Origin of the sequence: Alteromonas sp. I10, from assembly GCF_003201515.1 — a bacterium.
GTDB lineage: Bacteria > Pseudomonadota > Gammaproteobacteria > Enterobacterales > Alteromonadaceae > Alteromonas > Alteromonas macleodii.
Genome location: NZ_QJJN01000003.1, coordinates 52,183 through 73,680 on the forward strand (window position 1 = coordinate 52,183; position 21,498 = coordinate 73,680).

At 43.7% G+C, this 21,498-nt stretch carries 12 protein-coding genes; 2 read left to right on the top strand and 10 right to left on the bottom strand.

What is annotated here, in order from left to right; genetic code table 11:
- Nucleotides 1-60: 60 nt before the first annotated feature.
- Entirely contained in the window at nucleotides 61-2,580 is a 2,520-nt protein-coding gene (locus tag BZA03_RS07180) for a poly(beta-D-mannuronate) lyase (protein WP_110288388.1), read from the bottom strand.
- Between the two features lie 476 nt (nucleotides 2,581-3,056).
- Between BZA03_RS07180 and BZA03_RS07185 the strand changes: the two genes are divergently transcribed.
- Nucleotides 3,057-6,161 carry a TonB-dependent receptor gene (locus BZA03_RS07185; RefSeq protein WP_014948499.1) on the top strand — a complete coding sequence of 1,035 codons (3,105 nt, stop codon included), beginning with the start codon at nucleotides 3,057-3,059 and terminating at the stop codon, nucleotides 6,159-6,161.
- Between the two features lie 73 nt (nucleotides 6,162-6,234).
- Nucleotides 6,235-7,668 (top strand): polysaccharide lyase family 7 protein, encoded by a 1,434-nt coding sequence (locus BZA03_RS07190; RefSeq protein WP_110288389.1) that lies wholly within the window; start codon nucleotides 6,235-6,237, stop codon nucleotides 7,666-7,668.
- A 146-nt stretch (nucleotides 7,669-7,814) separates the two neighbouring features.
- On the opposite strand, the gene BZA03_RS07195 is transcribed toward BZA03_RS07190, so the two are convergent.
- From BZA03_RS07195 to BZA03_RS07235, 9 genes are all read right to left on the bottom strand, one after another.
- Nucleotides 7,815-8,555 (bottom strand): FadR/GntR family transcriptional regulator, encoded by a 741-nt coding sequence (locus tag BZA03_RS07195; protein WP_014948497.1) that lies wholly within the window; start codon nucleotides 8,553-8,555, stop codon nucleotides 7,815-7,817.
- Between the two features lie 362 nt (nucleotides 8,556-8,917).
- Complete coding sequence (gene eda, locus BZA03_RS07200; protein WP_110288390.1) at nucleotides 8,918-9,535, bottom strand: bifunctional 4-hydroxy-2-oxoglutarate aldolase/2-dehydro-3-deoxy-phosphogluconate aldolase; 618 nt, start codon at nucleotides 9,533-9,535, stop codon at nucleotides 8,918-8,920.
- 125 nt (nucleotides 9,536-9,660) lie between these two features.
- The gene (locus BZA03_RS07205; RefSeq protein WP_110288391.1) at nucleotides 9,661-10,596 is read right to left on the bottom strand and encodes a sugar kinase; all 936 of its coding nucleotides are present in this window, start codon (nucleotides 10,594-10,596) and stop codon (nucleotides 9,661-9,663) included.
- Nucleotides 10,597-10,663: 67 nt separating this feature from the next.
- The gene (locus tag BZA03_RS07210; RefSeq protein WP_014948494.1) at nucleotides 10,664-11,959 is read right to left on the bottom strand and encodes an MFS transporter; all 1,296 of its coding nucleotides are present in this window, start codon (nucleotides 11,957-11,959) and stop codon (nucleotides 10,664-10,666) included.
- Nucleotides 11,960-11,961: 2 nt separating this feature from the next.
- The gene (locus tag BZA03_RS07215; RefSeq protein WP_014948493.1) at nucleotides 11,962-12,306 is read right to left on the bottom strand and encodes a cupin domain-containing protein; all 345 of its coding nucleotides are present in this window, start codon (nucleotides 12,304-12,306) and stop codon (nucleotides 11,962-11,964) included.
- A gap of 18 nt (nucleotides 12,307-12,324) precedes the next feature.
- Nucleotides 12,325-14,529 carry a heparinase II/III family protein gene (locus BZA03_RS07220; protein WP_110288392.1) on the bottom strand — a complete coding sequence of 735 codons (2,205 nt, stop codon included), beginning with the start codon at nucleotides 14,527-14,529 and terminating at the stop codon, nucleotides 12,325-12,327.
- A gap of 6 nt (nucleotides 14,530-14,535) precedes the next feature.
- Nucleotides 14,536-16,824 (bottom strand): polysaccharide lyase 6 family protein, encoded by a 2,289-nt coding sequence (locus tag BZA03_RS07225; RefSeq protein ID WP_110288393.1) that lies wholly within the window; start codon nucleotides 16,822-16,824, stop codon nucleotides 14,536-14,538.
- Between the two features lie 52 nt (nucleotides 16,825-16,876).
- Entirely contained in the window at nucleotides 16,877-17,755 is an 879-nt protein-coding gene (locus BZA03_RS07230; protein WP_039224712.1) for an NAD(P)-dependent oxidoreductase, read from the bottom strand.
- A 390-nt stretch (nucleotides 17,756-18,145) separates the two neighbouring features.
- A complete protein-coding gene (locus BZA03_RS07235; protein WP_101563588.1) occupies nucleotides 18,146-21,100 on the bottom strand; it encodes a TonB-dependent receptor in 2,955 nt (984 codons plus the stop codon).
- Nucleotides 21,101-21,498: the final 398 nt, after the last annotated feature.

A 21,498-nucleotide genomic window follows, 5' to 3' on the forward strand; every position in this document is an offset into this window, starting at 1 on the left:
ATACTCGCTTAACTGATATACCAAACTGCCTTGCCTAGTTAATTTGTTTAGTTGATTTTTTTAGTTACTCTGAGCCGGTGCTTCCCACGTTGAATAAGGCCCAACCATATTTTCTTCAATAAAGATAAGGTCGTCCAGCGCTGCACCAATACCGGCATCGCTACCCGTACCTTCCACTAACTTATTCGCAGTGGGTTCACTCAAGCTTGCACCGTCTTCTGAAGTGTCAGCCAATATGTTGCCATCAACACCATCAACCAAAGATGTGTTATCGCGCTTTGGCATTATCGGTGTTAAATCAGCAACGGTTTGAGCATAAATATGGTTATTATCATAGTCAGAATCGTTATCTAATGCACAACCATGAGCAGGATATTCATCTTGCTTAATCGCTGTAGCACCAGCACCAGAAGCCGTGCCGAAGATGTTGTTGTCTGCGCTTTGATTAGCAATAAGGTTACTGTCGAAGTCCAAGGTGTAATCAAGATTAGTACAGTTTTCTGCGCCGTCGCGAGAAGAATCATCTTCAAACTGAATGGCGTTAGTTGTATTTAATATCGTGTTACGAGCAATAACCGTATTTAAATCAAGGCCTGCATCAATCAGTGTTTGCGTAGATGAGTTACCGCTGTCGATATAATCAGAATCGATATGCAGTGCTGCGCGGTCTGAAGAATTAGTAATGATGTTAGCAACAAAGTTGTCGGTAATTGCATGGCCTAAAGGCGTGAAAGCAATACCACCGTCTTTATTATTAGTACCTTCTACTCCGCCAACGGTTGCCGTATAAGGTTCTCCGCTTGAGATAATGATATTTTGCGACACGGTATTACCATAGCCATTTCGCAACTCGACATTCCCCCAAGAGTTTACAATCGTGTTGGCATGAATACTATTACCGCCACCTTGAACAATAATAAGACCACGATCCACAAGTACGCGATCGAAACGGTTATATTGAACCACATGTTCGCCGCGACCCGCGCCATCGCCACTACCAGAGCGACCAACCTGAACAGCGTGGCTACCTGAGTCCGTATCAAATTCTCCATCACCGTCAATAGTGGTAGGTAGGAAGTCTTTGAACAGATTGTATTGAACAATGTTACGCTGATGATCGCCCAATGAGTTAGGCGTGTCACCGACACCTAGGAACATGCTAATAGCAGAGCCTTCTTCAGCTTCGTTGACGCTTTTACCAGTAAATAGGTTACGTTCAATAATATTGTCGGTACCACTAACCGTGATGTAGTGAGACTCGTCACTTGAACCTAAATTAGGTCGCGTAGCACCTGAGTCGCTCAAGAAACTAGAGTTTTTAATGGTATTGCCAGAGCCGTTTAGGTCAATTGAGCCTCGGCCTTCGCCGCAGCTCCCCGCAACGGGTATCACTAGCTCTTCGAACACAAGACCGTCTAATACTACACCGCTGACTGACGAACTGAATGCAATACACGTAGTGCCTGAAATGACCGCGTTAGTCTCAGCTACCCGTTTAATAAGAAGATTATTTTGTGCGATAGAAAGCTCCGCCATATCTTCATAATCATCTGCAGTATCACTTGTATTTAATACATCCGCGATACCAATTGAATCGCCTTCTTGCGCGTTAGCTAGCGCTGCAGTGAGCGACACTTCACCTTGCACATAAAACGTAAATATTTGGTCATCTGCACTTTTCGACAGGTTTTCTTCATAGTTTGCATCATCGATATAAGATACGTTAACTGAAAGCACTTTGCCTAAGTCAGCTTCTGTTACGACTAATGTTGCTTCTGTTGCACCATCGATATTGACCGCTGCAGACAAATCTTCGCCAACGTTACGCGATTGCCACTGGTAACTAATTTCACCTGAAACGCCATTGGCATCAACAGGGGTAGGTGCAGTAAGCGTGGCACCTACTGTTAGCTCACCAGTAATTGGGTCATCAAGCGAGCCAGTTTCATTATCAGCCGGTACTGGTGCAATAGCTTCAGTAGGCTCAGAGGTAATTGATTCGTCAAATCCACTATCGTCAACATATGAAGCCATAGCCGTAATGACAGTTCCTTCGTAAGCCTCAACAAGCTCAAGCGAATTAGATACTGCTCCTTCAATAACAGCGCCGTCTGAGGCCCAGCTGTAAGTTACGGTGCCAGACAAACCATTATCGTCTGTTATGTCTGCCGTTAAGGTTTGCCCTACCGTTGTAGAGCCTGAAACGGTAATAACACCCTCAAAGTTAACAGGCAACGTTTCTACCACCTCGGTTTCTTCTGTAGTAAAACCTTCACGCGTGTTGCCCAGATCGACGTATGTAACCGCTACTCGAATACGTGTACCAGCTTCATTTACCGTAAGCGTGTAAGAAGCATCGGTTGCATCTGCTATTGGTGTACCATCTGCAAACCACGTAAACACCACTGTGTTTTGATCAATACCGTCAGGGTCACTGACTGATGCAGTTAACGTCTCTCCTTCCTTTGCCGTTCCAGAAAGAGATAAGGCACCAGGCTGGTTTGTAGCACCATCATCACCACCGCAACCCGCAAGCCCTAGGCTTAAGGCGCTAAGCGTTAAAATACTTATTTTTTTCATTATTACTCTCGCTGCTTATTTTCTTTGATGCTGATAAACCCCACTGCCAAAAACTTACCAATAGAGAAAACCAACCTTACCAATACATACAACCAAAATAGTTATTGGTATGTAACCACAAAGAATTTATTATTACCACCAGAAAAACAAACTGATAACATTTTTTTGACATCGAGAACCAGTAACCACTGAACACCAAAACACTAATGAATTGATTTATATATATTTAATAGCCTTTTAGCAGATAAAAGCACGATCTACATCTTTTGGCTATCCGTCTCATAGATAAGCGAAATAATGACAATTTTAATTATTTTCTTGTAAATTTGTTGCCAATACGTAAACAAACCCTTAGCATTGGCTTTACACCATGAAACAAATTGGTAATAACAGATATGCGTTTTGGTTAGATTTAATAACCAAATAAATTGCTGAAAGCCCTACAAAACAAAAGACACAGCATTATGGAAGCCACGATGATAAATCAGAGAAAACCAAATCCGTTCGTACACGCCATTCGCGCCAAATACTTCAGCCCAGCTCTGGTTTATGCTGCGTGCTCTGCAGGTCTGCTTATGAGCGCCCCAGTTTCAGCGCAAGAAGCAGATGCTGCCGATGAAGAAACAACCGAAATTATCGAAGTTAAAGGTATTCGAGGTACTATTCAAAGCTCTATCTCGATAAAGCGTGAATCAACTGAAATTGTTGATGGTATCTCTGCTGACGACATTGGCGACCTGCCTGCTTTGTCTATTGGTGAGGCATTAGAAACCCTTACTGGCGCGTCTTCTCACAGAGAGCAAGGCGGTGCAACGGAAATTTCAATTCGAGGCCTTGGCCCTTATCTAGGCAGTACGGTAATGAACGGTCGTGAAGCAGCGAACGGCAGTGGTGACCGCTCTGTAAACTTCTCTCAATTTCCATCAGAGCTTTTTAATAAAGTTGCGATTTATAAAACACAGTCTGCTGAGCTGATTGAAGGCGGTGTTTCAGGTCAAATACATTTAGATACCATCAAACCATTAGATTTCGGTAAACGCCGCTTTCAGTTTGAATATAAAGGTAACTGGAATCCAGACAATACAGATTTAGAAGACCCTATTCGCGACTTTGGCCAGCGTATTACCAGTAGCTTTGTGGACCAATTTGAAACTGATCGATTCGGCGACATAGGTATATCTGTAGGCTATCAAAAGAATGTAACGACCAACCCCGAACAGGAAGCGCGAACAGGAACGAGTTGGGATGCATGCAGAGTTTCACCGGCATTTGGTGACGGAATTAACAGCAGCCGCACAGACTGTGAAGATAACGGTGGCGCGCTAAATTTAATTACTGATGGTACCGGCGCTGCGCCTGATGCTTCGGAGCCGTTTATCTTTTCTCGCTCACAAAACTCGTTTAGACAAAACGTTACCGACGACGATAGAGAATCATTCTTCGGTGCTATCCAGTGGCGCCCTAATAACAAGCTAGAGGTAAATGCCGACGTACAGCTTTCAGATAGAACCTTTAGTGAAGTAAGAAACGACCTCGTCTTTGCCGAAGTCAACCACATTGATGGCTATACCACGCCAGCGTCAGAAAGACTGCCCTTTGACCTTGTGGCTACCTCTAACGGTGCACTAAGACAATTTACAGCTACGCAAAACATTGAAACAAACAGCCAATTTGCAGAACGCCTTGAAGAGTACACTGGAGGAGGCTTACGTTTCGACTATACGGTAAACGATAGACTAAGCATATCTCTTGACCTATCTACCTCTGAAACTGAACGACGCGAAAATATTATTCAAACCAGACTGCAGTCGGAAGATGTAGACATCTACGGTAATGATGTACTGGGAGCCGATGGTAACGGTGAAGTAAGAACTGCAGCACAGATATTTGCCAACGGTTCTCTTGTACCTACATGGACACTTCAAGACTTCGACGTTAACTACCACGGTGCTTTTGCTGATGAAGCAAGAACACGCCTAGATCTAAACCAATTTAGAAATAACAAGATTTCAGCGGTACGCGCTGACTTCGACTACATACCAGACTCTGAATTTATCATTGGTGTAAAAGGTGGTGTTAGATTATCTAAGTTAGAATATGACAGCGTACCTGGTGGCAGTGGTACCAACAACCGAACAGAGGTAACATTCAGTGATGAAGCGGCAGCTATGGCTAATGATGCTTGCCGAAACAACGCATTTCCTGAATCAGGCTTCTTTGACGATGAAACCGGAGGCGCGCCGCTTTTCACCAACGTTGATAGCGAAGGTAACGTAATAAGCGCAGGAACAGGTAACTCTTTCGCTACGTTCGATCCAATCTGTTTAGCAGAGACATTGCTAGGCACAGTGACTAATGATGCGGGAGAGGTGCTAACGATAGCTAACGCCTTCCCAACGGTTGATGATTCAGATAGACAAGATATTGCAGCTGTTGACGTTGAAGAGAAAACCATCGCGGCCTATCTGCAGGCAGACTACGACACTTTCATAAATGATTATGGTGTACGCGGCAACTTTGGTCTTCGGATTGTAAGAACAGAAGTATCGTCTCTGTCATATCGAGGCCCCTTACAGGCTACACGCGATGAAAACGGCCTAATTACAGGTATTGCCCCTATTACTGACGAACTCATTCAAGTAGAAGGCGGCGGTGATTACACTGAGTTACTTCCAAGCTTCAATTTAATCGTAGACCTCTCGGATGAGGTTATGTTTCGCGGCGCTATTTATCGCGGCCTGTCACGCCCAGATCCATCAGACCTAGGCTTTGGCCGAAACTTCTTAGGCCTAGACGAAGACAGCGACACTGGCGAGATATCTGATGCGCTTGCGCGCGCAGTGGCAGTAGGTAACCCGGTACTTGAACCTTTCCTATCTTGGAATGTAGACACCGCTATTGAGTGGTATCCAAACGAAGATACTATTCTTGCGCTTGGTTTGTATTACAAAAGCTTTGAAGGTGGCTTCTCAAACACGTCTCAAACCGAAATTTTTGAAGTTGATGGTGAAGAATTAGAAACCATCGTTACTGCGCCTCAAACTAGCGACGATACCAGCACTATCTATGGTGCTGAAATTACCGCTACACACTCATTTTCATACCTAGATAGCTGGTTAAGTGGTTTTGGTATAAAGCTTAGCTACAACTACGCAGACTCGAATTTTGAATTTCAAGATGAGAGCTTCGGCGAATCAACAGTAATCGACCCTAGCTCGGGTGATTTAATTTCGCGTACGGGCATTGTTGCACCAGCTAACCTGTTCGGTTTTTCAGAGCACGTTATTTCTACGCAGCTCTATTATCAATGGGAAGACTTAAGCGCATCTATTAACTACAAGTACAGAAGCAACTACTTCCAGCAGTTTGTTAATACGCCTGGCGCTATTCGATTCATAGACGATACGGAAGTATTTGAGGCGCGTGTGTCTTATCGCCTGAATAAGAATTGGAAGTTTAGTCTAGAGGCTATCAATATCTTTGATGAGCCCAGACGCCAGTATCGCCCAACCCAAGACAACTTTGCAGAAATTAATGTGTACGGTCAAAGAGTCTTCGCTGGCGTGCAATTCCGCTATTAACCAAGGTTTCACTGTGAGTAATTGGGGCCCGAACATGGGCCCTTTTTTTCTTCAACGCCAGTAAGGAATGCATATGTTTCGCTTATTGCTTGTTTTACTAACGCTTACTTCGCTAAATGGCTGTGGCTCTTCTTCATCGTCCACAACCTCGCAAACGCCTTTACCAGACGATAGCTCTGCGCCAACACCGTCTCCCACTCCTCCAACAAATGAGACGGAAGCATGTAGCGCGTTACCATTAACAGGGTTAAGCGCATCGGCGACAGAAGAAAAAGCGCCTTTTAATGCATCTAAAGCTATCGACGGCGATACCTCTAACGCCTCTCGCTGGCAATCAACAGGCACTAATTCTGCGCTCGTGCTTTCATTTGATAGCGACCAACAACTAGGTGCGCTTCAAATTAAGTGGTATGACAGCGAAGCTCGCGCTTATCGCTTTTCTATTGAAACCTCACTAGATGGTGAAAGCTGGGATACACAGCGATCAAATATCAACTCAAATACACAGCTTGCGGGTTTCGAGCTTTATTCATTACCAGCGCTTGTAACGTCTCGCTATATACGTGTTACCCCGTTTGGAAACTCTGTTAATGACGATAACGCAATAGTTGAGCTTCAGGTATTCAATTGCACTGAAGGCGACGGTGAAATTTCATCTGCACTTACTTCAACTACGGGTATCGATTTACAAGACTGGTATTTAAGCGTTCCAACAGACAATGATGACTCAGGTACGGCTGATAACATAGGCGAAACTAGGCTTCAGCAGGGGTATACCAACTCCGAATATTTCTATGTAGGTAACGATGGCGCGTTAGTGATGCGCTCTCCTACACGCGGTTTTAAAACCTCTGTAAACACCAATTATGTTCGCGTTGAGTTACGTGAAATGTTGCGACGCGGAGATACCAGTATTAAGACCCAAGGCGTTAATAAAAACAACTGGGTACTCTCCTCTGCCTCTCAGGCAAATCAAGATGCTGCAGGCGGCGTGAATGGTCGTTTACGGGTTGAGATGGCGGTAAACGAAGTTACCACTACAGGCGAGAATTTCCAAATAGGCCGCGTGATCATAGGTCAAATACATGCTAACGATGACGAGCCAATACGCCTGTACTACCGCAAGTTGCCTAGTAATAACTTAGGCGCTATTTACTTTGCCCACGAGCGCAGAGCAGTGGCAACAGCGAATGGTGAGAAAGAAGAAATATGGGTAGAAATGATCGGCTCGCGAGACAGTGATGCAAACAACCCCACTGATGGCATAGCACTTAATGAGCGTTTTACCTACGTTATTGACGCTGAAGGTGACACGCTCACCGCAACGATTTCAAGAGAAGGAAAGTCTGACGTCACCCGTTCTTTAAATATTGGAAATAGTGGTTACGATGAAGATGATCAATATCTGTATTTCAAGGTAGGTGTATATCACGTAAACAATTCTGCAAATGAAGCAGAGAGTGCAGTTGCCAGCTTTTATTCAATTGAGAATGAACATGGTAGCTAGCAACCACTGATATGAGGTGGAACGGAGAAGTCCGTTCCCAAATGGCATATTTTGTACGGTAATGGCTTTGTTCGTACGCTAATGGCTTATTTTGTGCGCTGATGGCTCATTTTGCGTGCTAATGGCTCACTTTGCGTGCTAATGGCTTAGTTAGTACGCAAATGGCTTAATGAATAAAGATCGCGAGTTTGACTGCTTTTCTTTCTCACTTCTTCTAGCGCCTGCGCCTCGCTCGCCGCAAACAGCGCGTCGATTAAGCGATTGAAGTGAGCATGCATAGCAGCTCTCGCGGCCTGTGAATTTCTAGCCTTTAAGCTTTCGAAGATTTCATAGTGCTCTTCCAGTCTATCTTGGTCAGACTGACTACAAACCGTGCTGTAAGCTTGAATGATTTGAGGCTGTGAGTCTCGTAACGACCAGAACTTATTTACTGCCAACAGTATGGCTTTATTGCGCGTGGCACGTGAGATAATGATATGAAAATCACGGTCAGCTTCTTCCGCATTTACCCCGGTTTTCATTGCTTCTAATGTCTTCTCAAGGGCAGAAAGCTCTTCATCAGTAATCGACAATGCAGCTAAAGCAGCCGCTTCACCTTCTACAAGTGCTCTTGCTTGAGTCAGCTCGAATGCACTTATTTGTTCTGTGGTAGCGTCTTCTTTGTCTTTTGGCTTATCGAGTACGTAAACGCCAGACCCCGTCTTCACTTCAACATGCTGAAGTACTTCAAGGGCAATAATAGCCTCTCGGATCGTCGGACGGCTTACATCGAATGTCTCAGCTAACTCACGCTCGGCGGGTAAACGCGTTCCTGGTGGGTAAAGACCTGATGCAATTAACGCCTTTATTTTTTCTGCAATTTGCCAGAACATTCGACGACTTTTCATGTTCGAAACCTTTTCAATTAAACGTAGTGCGCCTTACGCGCCCACTGTGCAACTTTCTCTAGCTCTGGCGGTATATTTATTTTTCTGCCGTTGCAGACTACCCGTCGAACTAAATTGCTATTCTTAACTTTATATAGCGTCAATATACACGCAATTGGTAATATTTCAATTCAAGCTCTAAAGCAAACAAAACCAAAACATTAGCATTTATTATCAACAACTTAATTATAATCGCCTTTTGGCGATTGCACAAAATTAAAACAAAAAATCGAAAAAAAAGTGCATCAAACTACAATTTGGTCATACAAGTAGGTTAGTTAATGAGAACAAAGGGCGGATAAACGCCCCTTCTAAGCAACAAATTATGCGTTTGCCTCTTGGCAAGACTGCGTTATTGCTTCCCAATTTTCTTCGCTTACCCACTCATTTTTCGCGATCCACGTTCCACCCACTGCAAATACGTTTGGTAGCGAAAGGTAATCAGTTTTGTTCAATTGATTCACGCCGCCTGTCGGACAAAACTTAACATCGCGAAATACCGATGACACTGCTTTTAAAAAAGGTGCACCACCTGATAGAGATGCTGGAAAAAGCTTTTGTTCAGTGAAACCAGCTTCAAGCGTCGTAAGTATGTCTGCAGTATTCGACACACCAGGCAATACAGGTATCTGACATGCCTCTAACGCATTTAACAGTGAATTAGATACCGCAGGCGTCACGATAAAGTCACTGCCCACTTCAATAGCGGCAGATAATACCTCTTCGTTTATCACTGTGCCTGCCCCCACAATGAGTGAAGGTACTTCTGACTTAATGGCGCTAAGCGCTTCAAGTGAGGCCTCTGTTCTAAGCACAACCTCTACAAGGTTTAAGCCTGCCTTCGACATTGCTTTCGCAATATTCACACCTTGTTCAGGGGAATCTGCCTGAATAATTGGCAACAGGGTTTGGCCTGACATAAGTTCAGAAAAGCGTGTCATAAAATGGTCTCTCTATTTGTTGAATGTTAATAGGCCTTAACCTGAAAGGTGTTCTGCAAACAGTGTGATGGATGTGCCACCGCTTACATCTAACAAAAAATAAGTGTCAATTGTTCAGTAATTATTTAGCGTTGTTCAGCTAATGCCGTTTCAACGATTCCTCGTGGGATGATTGCTCCGCGATGCTGAATCACAGTGCCTGCTGCTTTTGCTGCAAGTTCAACCGAACGAGAAATAGGCACATCATTAAGCCTGCCGCCTAAATACACACCGTTAAATGCATCGCCGGCCGATGTGGTATCGACTACGTTGGCAACTGGCACAATAGTGTGCTCCAAACGCTCACCGTCTAACACGGTGAGCACTGATAAAGGTCCATTCTTGATAACGATTTCACTGACGCCAAATGATTCGCAAAGGGCTAAGGCATCGTTTGCACTTTCAATATCAAAAAGCTCAATAATGTCTTCCACGCCAACGAGTGCTACATCACAAAGCGAAAGTGCCTGCTTGAAGTTCTTACTTGCTTCATCAGGTGTTTCCCAAAGTCGTGCACGATAGTTAGGGTCGAACACAATTTTTACGCCACTCTCTTTTAACGCCTCAATAAAACGGAAGAACGACGGCCGTTCGTCGCGTGGGATAATGGCAATGGAAATACCAGAGAACATAAACATATCGTTTTCAGACAATGTGCTTAACGCTTCTGGTTTAAGGAATGACATGATGGTTTTAGCGGCAGATTGTGATCGCCAATAGGTAAAGCTGCGCTCTCCCGAAGCATCAGTATCAATTAAATAAAGACCTGCAGAGCGATTTTCATTTGAAAACACGAATGAGGTGTCTAGCCCTTCCACTTCAAAGTTGCCCTTCATGCGAGAGCTAAAGGTGTCGTTTCCGACGACAGTAACAAACCCCACCTGTATATCAGAAAAACATCGCTTTAAGTAAACGGCAGAATTGTACACATCGCCTGCGAACGATTGATGTAGCGATGTATCAGAGCCTTCATTTGAGCGCAGTTCAACCATGCATTCGCCCATAAAGCTTAGCTTTTTCATTTGGTACGCCTTGTTTGGTAATTCATAGAGACTGCGGGCTGATAAAATCGAGCCCACAGTAAAAACACTATTGCTTTATTGGTTCGATTTTAGGAATAAGAAGCCACACCGCAGCAGCGGCAATAATGGCAAGCGATGCGCCAATAATAAAAGCAGGAGTATAGTTTCCATCGGCGGTTAACATGGGTACCAATGAAGTTAACCCCACAGCGCCTAATTTCGCGGCCATTCCGGAAAACCCAGACAAGGTTCCCACCGACTTTTTCCCCAGCAAGTCGCTGGGTAGTGTTTGAACATTTCCGATAGCCGTTTGAAAACCAAATAAAATGACAGCCATAATCAACACCGCTGTAATTGCAGACCCCGGATTTGCCATTGCCAGTAGCGAAGGAAGCATAATCACACAACCCAGCGTGATAACGAGTTTTCGGGTTTTATCGGTATTCCAGCCTGCCTTTATGCGGTTCTGCGCGAGTAAGCCGCCGAACCATGCGCCCAGCATGGCGCCAACATACGGAACCCATCCATACAGACCAATAGACTTAACATCCATCCCATACACTTCGTTAAGGTAAATTGGGATCCAGAATACAAATAGCCACCAAATAGGGTCGATAGCAGCGGAAGCGATAATTACGCCCCAACTTTGCTTTTTCGACAGTAGCTCCTTTGTAGAGGGATTGTATTCGCTCTCACAATCAGCGGCGTCATCACTCGAAACCATGCGCTGGCCAGTGAGTATGTACTGCTTTTCTTCATCAGTTATCCACGGGTGTGAGCCAGGCGGAGCTTTAACAAGAACAAGCCACGGCACCAGCCACAAAAAGCCCAAAGACCCCACAACAATAAAAATAAGCTGCCAACTAAAGTAAATGGTCATCATAGCGATAGCTGGGATAGCAATTATTCCACCTATCGCAGCGCCAGAATTAAAAATACCCTGTGCCAACGCACGCTCTTTAGTTGGAAACCACTCGGCATTGCCTTTCGCTGCGCCTGGCCAGTTACCCGCTTCTGCTACACCAAGAATGGCGCGAAAAATAGCAAAACTCAGAAAGCCTTGTGCAAATGCGTGAAGCACGGTAGCAAGAGACCACACGCCTATTGATAATACAAACCCAATACGGGTACCTATCCAATCGAAGATTTTTCCGAAAATAGCTTGCCCAAAGGCGTAAGCGAAAACGAAGACAATAGAAATATTCGCATAAATTTGTTTGCGCTCTAATGCAGATTCGTCGGGAAATAGATCTTCAACAATGTCTGGCCAAAGCACACTGAGTGCCTGTCTATCGATGTAGTTAATTATGGTTGCTAGCGCGATAAGGGCAATTACCCACCATCGCAAGCCATTAATTTTCATTATTATTCTCCCACAAAATCTTCGCGAGCTGGGCTAAAAGTATCTATTAGAATGCCGCCTGTAGGGCAAACTGCACCATGCTCTACGTGAGGTGGGATAAGACAGCTATCCCCTTTCCTCAAAATCTTCATTTCACCACCAATGCTGAAATGAAACTCACCTTCTTCAACATACGTCACCTGAGAATGGCGATGTGCATGGGTATACCCTTCTGCACCTTTATCAAAAAATACCTTTACTGCCATAAGTTCATGATTAAACCCCAGCATTTGACGCTTTAAGCCATTGCCTAAGTCTTCAATCTCTGTCTCGTTGCCAAATAAAAAATGTTCGCTTTGCTTATTCATAACGTAAATCCTAAAAAATTACAGCGCATACACAGCGAAACGGCTTGAAAGCGTGTAACGGTTTTTATCAAAATCAAAAGAAACAGACTCGGTCGACTCGCTACCGTCTGTGGTATTTATGGCTATTAGAAACTGCTGTTCAGCTGCCTTTATTACAAGTAAAAGCAATGTGTCGTTTTTTACTGTCTGAACTGATGTAATAATGCTTTCTGCACCCAAGGTATATTCCTTACTAGGGTTGTATTCACCGTGAGGCTCTAGAACGGAAACGAATTGGTGATGCGCCTTACCTTCTACCCTGCGTATCACGCTGCTCTCGTTGCGAAGATTGAAATTTGGGTCACCGGCTCCTAGCTGGGTAAATAGAAAGGTTTCGTTGCCTTTTGCAACGCTGTGTTGTGAATAGAAACGGCCGTTACTATTTAGCCAAGTAACTCTAGCCATATCAGCTTTCGGAATACCCTTCGCCCTTAGCCACAAGTGCTGATATCCACTTACGCTTCCTAGTGCAGATAACGTATTGGTATAACCCTGATATTCAAAGTTAGTATCAATTAAATGGCCGCTATAATGCAGTGGTAAATCGTAGGTGTGCGGCTTGTCACTAGATACATCAAACACATCAACAACAATGCGCTTATTTAAGGTGGGTAAAGAAAGCAGCGCTATCGTTCTATCAAGTACAACATCGTCATAGGCAGTTTCGATGCTGGCGCGAGCAACTGTACCGTGCTCGTTATTTTCAAAGAAGTGTAGCGTAGGCGCATTCGCATTCGCCTTTTCCAAGTTAAAAGAGAAATGACTTTGCTCATCAACCACTACCGTATTGTGCGCAACGGTTTGTTTGGCATAGCTATTATTTTCTGGAAGGTAACGACCACCAAATTTGGCTTCTACATTTAAGAATCGTGCCGCACCATAGTCGGTTACAATCTCACTGCCTTTATCGTAAAGCTGCCATGTTAGTTTATCGAAATGCCCATGTCCTAAACCTTTGGCTGCAGGTTTAAATAACACTGTTTCACCCTGAGGTTCTTCAGTGCGCATAATTACTAATGCACCTTCATCGCCATCTTTACCGTCGCCCAAGGCCATCGATTCGAAAATATAAGGCGTTGCTTTGTTCTCATCTAGGGCCTTCGCTACGTCAACACCATCGCCAGTGAGTACAATTCGCCCTTGCTGCTTAGCAATATCTAGTAAGCCTGTATCTTTTGTTTGCTGGTACGCCACAGCAACACCATAAACTAACTCAATAGTATCTATGCCTTTGCTTTTAATTGCGTCATTGATTGGGAAGAACAACCCATTGTAGCTAAGTTGAATGGTGGTATTTATCGCCTTAAGCAAAACCTTATTGCGGTAGTCAAAAATATTGCGTTGAGGCTCATTGTTTTCAATTGCTTTAGCAAACGTAACAAACGGCATTAGCGCGTAACGTTGATAGTACGGCCCTTCGTTGTAATAGCCTTGAGGTGAAAACAAGGTATCAAGCTGTTTTAAAAAACCACCTTTGCCTGACTTTTCAAGGTCGTAAAGTGCTTTTTCAACCCATTCTGGTTCGTTTAACACATACCCTGCCATACCTACGCCAGCGGTAGCCCACGTTCCGTGGTTGTGTACTTTATTAAACGTAGACGGTTGACCCTCTGATAAGAACAACGCGACAGGACGCAACAGTTGGTTCTCAATTACGCTTCGATCTTCTTCATCAAGCGTGTTGTATATCAAGTCGTAAGCTTGAATAGTATTCACAAGCCATACGGCTTCGTTTAGGCTTTGCCAGAAGAAAACACCAGGGTTTTGGGCGTTCACTTTACGCTGTGGGTGTAACCCTAATGTAGGATAAAGTGCGGCATAATCTAACAAGAGACTTTTTACATAATCCGCATACTTTTCGTTATCACTAATTTGGTACACCACGCCAGCGTTATACATAAGCTGATAGTTCTTTTTATGACGTTCGTGAGTGTAACCACCGCCGCCGTCTTTTGGCACAGGAACAACGTTTGGCATTGCTAAATGCAAATCTACCTCTTGCTTAACTTGCAAATAAGCATCTTGGAAACGCCCTTCTTGCATTATGGCGTTGCGCATTTTTACAACGTCGTCTTGCGTGATCACCAAGTTAGGGTGAGCGGCTAGAGAAGAAAAAGAAAGCGAACAAAAAATGAAAAGTAAAAGCGCAGATTTTTGTTGTAGGGAACAGAGGTTTTTAATCATTGCCCATTACCTCTTGTTCGCTTTCGTGGAAACATTGTCATTCAAGACCGCAGTATGCGGACCAGGTGCAAACAGCTCTTTAATCATTGGCATAGGTGTATTTAGGAATGTATTGTTTGTTATTGCGGTAATTGGCTCACCAACGGTGTGATTAACCACAACAGGCTCAGACTCATTAAAGTTGTTATTTTTTAGCGTTGAAACTTGCACGCCATGAAGATAAACACTGGCACTTTGCTTGTTGCGTTTACCACTGCCTACGTTAGTTAGCACGTTGCCCTGCATGTCTAAGTGCGGTCCAAAGGTACTTTCATCGGTACCGCCTCGGTAGAGATTTACAACGCTACCACTTATGTTGCTAAACGTGTTGTTGGTTATGCTGACATACTCAGCGTTATAAATACCGTAGTCCTCTATCTCTTTATCAAGACTTAAAACATGGCCCGTAATGCCGTTGAAACTATTTTTCGAGAGTGATATGTCATCGGCAAACGCGCCTTTGCCAGACGTAAAGAAGTTAAAAGAGTGGTTGATATCGAGACGCTCGATATCACAGTTTTCTACATTCAAAACATAGTTGTGAAGCATGCCCCACTTTTTCGTTCTTACAACGCTATTGCCAAAAGCGTCTGGGCTGCCTTTCCCTGAAAGCACCAAACCTTCAAGCTTCAAATTTCCATTGTCATTTATTTCGAACAAGGCGGAGCGTTCGAACGACAGTGTTGTAGCTTTGGGAGTCTGTGCAGTTACCGTTACTGTCTTATCGATAATAAGAACACTGGGCACAACGATAGTGCCAGGTGCGATTGTAATAACATCTCCGTCACTGGCATTTTCAAGTGCTGTCATAAGTTCAGCAGCATCGGCACTTACGCTAATTGTTTTACCTGCAGCGAAGTTCACTTCAGGTACTATTTTGGGGTACCAGCTTACGCCGACGTCACTTTTTGATACGACGTTCATGTTAGAAGCAACACCAACATCTTTTGTTTCTGCACCTTTTACCTCAGGCTCGTTTAGCTTAGCGACGTTAAGCCCATTCTCACCCTTAACAAGGGGTAGCGATGCATTAGTAAAGCCTTCGCTAAGTTCTTTTATCATTTTGGTATTAGCGACATTGTTAGCGAATGTAATGCCGCTCACATCATCAAATAATGTAAAAGGTTGGTTTAGCGAAGCATTGTAAATAAGGTTATTGGCAAACAATGAATTTATAGGTGTCGCGCTTCTCTCTTCATCGCTTCCAGCACCAAGTTGGATATGTGACACGTTAATGAATGAGTTATTTGTGATTTGCGCGTTATTAACCTGATGATAACGATTGATAGGCGAGTCAGGCACACCATTCATAACCGTAAAACCACTACCAAAGCGATAGCCCGTTAGCCCCTCCAAGTAGTTATTGGTTATCACTTGGCCTTCATTGATAACGCGAATTCCGCCGGTATGGTCCACGCCATTGCCTAAAAACACATTATCTTCAACGCGATTATTATTACCGTGTCTAAGGGTTAGGGTGCCTTTGGCGGATAGAAAAACGTTTCCTTTCAGCAGGTTCTCACCAGACTTAACAGAAATAATTTCAACTTCGCCATTAGTTTGTTCGAATATGTTATTGATAACTTGAGTATTCGAATTACTCAGAGAGTAATGACTTGTACCTATCCTTAACGTCTCTCCACCGTTTGAACCGAATACAGGGCGATAACCGAAGTAGTTATGATCGATACTGTGATGGTTCTCTTGATGTGCCTCGCCGTTAAGCCGAACAGCGACAGTAACCCCCTTGTTACGCTTACCCGTCAGGTGGTTATGGTCAAACCGGTTGTGCTTACCATAAAGCGCAACCCAATAATCTGATTCTTGGCGGTCTGGATTACTGTACTCATCAATGACTACTTCACTTACTCGTGAATAATTAGCTGGCGTTTGTGCATCTTTCCTAAACGCGATAACAGCGCTGCTAGGGGTATATCCGTCTTTGAATACCAAACCCGATACTTCTAAATACTGCCCAGCTAACTTTAAGTTAGAACGACCAGACAGAATAACCTTACCTTTAGTTTGCGCAGTCAGCGTGATGGGCTTTTCAGCGCTACCCTGCCCTACTAGTAAAATTTCAAAGTCTTGATAAACACCGTTTTGTAAAATTACGTCGTCACCCGCCTTAAGAGACGATGCTATTGCGTTGTATTCATCTGGTGAGCTAACGGTATATTGTTTAGCGCCCGCGTTTGACGACATAGCGCTAATAACAATAAACACAACTAACCACTTAATAAATTGCACTTGCATAAAATACCTGCCTTTTGATCACTTTAAGGGCGATGACGACGTAGTCGATACGTTACTTAGTCAGCGTTTTAAAGTACTCGAAAATCTCAGGTACATTACCTTGGCTTAAACCCGCATCAACCGCAGCGTTCAAATTAGCAGACGAGCCTTCCGCTATTTTTGATTCGGTACCTAGGTCTTCAACCATCTTCAAAAAGTAGCCCAGGTCTTTGTTAGCGTTAGCAATTGAAAAGCCTAAATCACTAACGTTATCAACCGCATAATTTTTACAGAATTGCATGAAAGGGGAACTTGAAGGCCCTGTAGACATAATGTCGAACAGCTGCTGCTTATCTACGCCTGCCTTCTCTGCTACAGCGAAGGCTTGTGACATGGCACAGACCGTGGTCATACCCATGAAGTTGTTAATTAGCTTAGTTGTGTGGCCGGAACCTAAAGCGCCTAAATAAAAGACATTTTCACCTTGGTCTTCCAGCACACCTTTTACCTTGTTAAAGGTATCGATATCACCTGCTGCCATAATGTTTAACAGGCCATCTTTTGCGTGTGCAGGTGTTCTTCCAAGAGGCGCGTCAATCATACCTACGCCCTTCTTCGCCAAGTCTGCGCCAATTTTCTTAGTAGATGCTGGGATTGATGTACCAAAATCTACTAATACAGACCCCTCCTGCAAACCTTCTAACACGCCATTTTCAGCATAGATAACTTTTTCTACTATTTCTGAGGTGGTTAGACACAACATCACGATGTCTGAAGCTTCAGCAAGTGCCTTACCAGTTTTCGCTGTTTTTGCGCCGCGTTCTACACATTTATCCACAGCAGCTTTATTTAAGTCCATTACGGTAACGGCGTAGCCTTTGTTCTGAAGGTTTTCTACCATATTGCCGCCCATAAGGCCTAAACCGATAAAACCAATGGTTGGTTTGGACATGACTGTCTCCTAATGACGATATTCGTTGCATTGTCCGAAGTTGCTTTTCGAACCAAAAATAAAATGACTAGTGCTTTGTAATGGCATTTCGCTTTCAGATCTTGCCAATTCAAGCCTACCCTTACGTTATTATTAACTTACCAATTTGTCAACCAATTGGCAAAAATAACGAAAACCTGTAATACCAATAAAGATAAGAGTTAAACCGTATAGATTCAGGAAACTTCGCCCACTAATTTGAGCGGTCTGAATGTGGTACATGTGACGACTGTGGTTTACCCAAATAACTTTCAGATTTGACTTAATATCTTGATTGGCAAAACCAAATTGATTGGCCGTGAGAGCATCTGAAAAATTAACGTCCAGACACCTCACCACCATTTTGCGATGTTAGAAGCGATAGTTCGCACCAAGAGTGATTCTTCGGTCAGTCAGACCTTGGAAGCACAGAAGCGCACCTTCGTTAACACAGTACTGCTCTACCTCAGACTCAGTGATGTTTACGGCCTCTACACCAATATTAAGATTTTCGTTAACATCGTAAGTCACACTTGCATTCAACTGACCACGGTCAGCCTGAACCGCTGGAAAGCCCCACGGGAAACTAGAAGTACTTCCGAAGTCATCTGTACGGTAGGCTTCACGCCACGTGTAGCGCATGCGAGCAGATAGACCAAACTTCTCGTAATAAAGCGTAATGTTGTAGGCATTTTCAGAAAGATTTAACAGACCCTGAACCGCACTAACCTCTTGATCGCTTCCTGTGGTTGCTGCGAAAACTTGGCCAGCTCGGCTTGTCGCGATGTTTTCAGCTTCACCACCGTCGAACTCCTGAATAGTGTAGTTAGCAAGCACGCCAAAACCTGAAGCCCAACCTAGCTCGCTTTCAAAACCAGATAGGTCATATTGAACAGCAAATTCAATACCTTTCTGGGTTGTTTCACCTGTATCGTTAATTTTAGTTTCTGTGCCCACACAAACGCCTGTGCCAAGATTTGGACCAAACACGTTGATATCTGCTATTGGATTGAAGATACCACCTCCTTCACAAGGGTCTGTTAGGTCTCGATACCCTGTTACTGGATCTTCTGCTGCACTCACAATTTGATCTACGAATAGATCTTTTCGAGTTTTGTGGAAAATTCCTACACTAATAACGCTGGCTTCAGCAAAGTACCACTCAGCTGCCAGGTCATAAGAAATTACTTCTTCAGGTGTTAGGTTAGGGTTTCCAATAGCCACATTTGGGTTAGGACTTGTGCTGAAGGTTACCGATGTCGAAAGGTCGTTAAAATTAGGGCGACGAATGTCTTTGCCAGCACCAAACCTTAGTACAATGTCATCCGTAACATCTGCAACTAGATTGAAACGAGGAAGGATAAAGTCGTAATCGCCGTTGTTAGTAACGCGTGAAACAAGCTCATCACCATTTTCATCAACCGTTACTGAGTTGCCTACAGAAGTTACGTCTGTTTGTAAGTAGCGAACACCGAAGTTACCGCGGAACATTTCGTATTCAAAATTTGCTTGTGCGTATAAAGCGTGAGTTTCCTCTTCAATATCAAAGAAGCCCGTTGAACTTGATGTTGGTTCATCTAATGTTTCGCCAGAACCATGAGTTTCTAGCGCTTGTTGAAGTGCAGCTAAAACAGCATCGGGATTAGACGATACTTGTTCGGGGTCTATCAGAAGAAAATCAGCTACATAGAGCTCACGCCCATCAGCATCGTTAAAGTTGTCAGGACCAGCGACTAATAGCTCGCTAAATAAACTACCTCTCGGGCTATCTTCCATAGACCGAAGATTTACATTATTTCCTATCTCTTCACGCTTACTACCTGATTTGTTGTAGCGATAACCAAAATCAACGGACGTAATCATAGTGTCGACGTAATACGTGAAATCGACGCGGAAAGCATCTTCGAAGTTTTCAGTAGTGTCACGACCAATGTTTACATCACGCAGCACAACGTTGTTTGGGTCAAGTAATTGCTCTGCCGTTGGCGCGTATTCTGCCCCATCAGCAATACCGAACGTTAATGCACCACCAGATAAGTCATATGCGAAAGGCACTGCATTATCGTTTGCGCCACCAGCATCTAAAGGCGCATTTGGGTTGATAAAGTTAAGCGTTGTGTTAAAACTCGGTGTGGTAGTATCTGATGATGTTGAGGCAACCTCCGCAAACACGCTCCACTTTTCGCCCTGCCACTCTCCCCCTAAGCGGAAAATTTCGCTTTTCGTTACACGAGAGTTAGTATCACTAGAAAAGCGTAAGTTAGGATCGTCATCGTCATTTTCCAGATCAACTGGAATAACTCCGCGAAGCGCCGCTTGAATTGAGCCCAAGTTTGTACCACCCAATGAACCAAAGTTAATGGTTTCAAATTCATCAGGCACTGACACATCGTTAAGCGCACTCACCCCAGACGCTTGCACCCGCGAACTTTCTTGTAAACGCTCTTGGTCGTTAATGATTGCGTCAAAAAAGAACTTAGTATTATCGTTCGGGGCCCACTCTATAGTGCCCACTAGATTTTTAGTTTCGTACTCGAAGTTGTCGTAGTCTTGAACAAAAAACTGAATTGGCAAAAAGTCAAAAGACTGTGCGCTCGCTACGCCACTATCCGACGTAATGATATTATCTCTATCAGCACGAGGTCGAAACGCGGTTACGTCTTGTTCAGCATAGCTTCCGCTTATAACAATACCAATGGTGCCGTGATCGGTATCCCAGTTATCACCAAACGTACCCGAGATACGAGGTTGAAAGTTGCTATCAGTAGTTAAACTACTGTTCTCTCCTTGCACACGAAACGCTGCTAACTGCTCATTAAGCTGTAAAGGACGAATAGTTTTAAGGTTAATCGTACCGCCTACAGAGCCTTCAATCGTTTTCGCGTCTGGCGATTTAGTCACTTCTAAGCCAGCAATAATAGCCGCTGAAACATCTTCAAAATCGATACCGCTTCGACCTGCGCCTGAACCGACAGTTGAAACCCCGTTTATTTCGGTGCGGTTGGCATCAGTACCACGAATCTGCACGCCTGTCCCCACGCCAGCTTCACGGGTAATCTGGATACCAGTAATATTTTCCAGTACTTCCGCTAAGTTTTGGTCAGGTAGCTTACCAATATCTTCAGCTTCGATAACTTCAACAAGATTATTCTTGAAGCGTTTTTCATTCATCGCGCTAGCGAGTGACGCTCGAATACCAGATACCTCAATTACCTCTACATCTTCATTTAACTCTTGCTGAGATTCCTGCGCGTTTGTAGTTGCGGTAAGGCTTAGTGTCGTAGCCGAAAGTACCGCAAGCGTTATTTTAGATAATTTGTGTGCCATGTGTGTTTTCCTCTTAAGGATTGAGGAATGTCTAATCACTCATTCCTTACCGCTTAATTGATCTGCAACTTACCTGCCTTGTAAATTTACCTCACACCTACTTTACAAGGATGTTACAAACAGTAGATCAATTTCACATATTGGTCAACAGCAAAAATAACAATTGGTCTTAACATCACCACAACAACACCTTACCAATATCAAATTATTTTTTAATAATTTGATATTGGCAAGATTAGAAAAATCAAGCAAATCATTATTTAACAAAGACCTAATGATTTAGTACTTATATGGAAATTGGTAATTAAAATTTTTCACCTTCACCTTTACGCATAAAAAAATTGGTAATATAAATCATCATGAAATGAGTAATCGCTAAAGCCTCACACTTGCTAAAA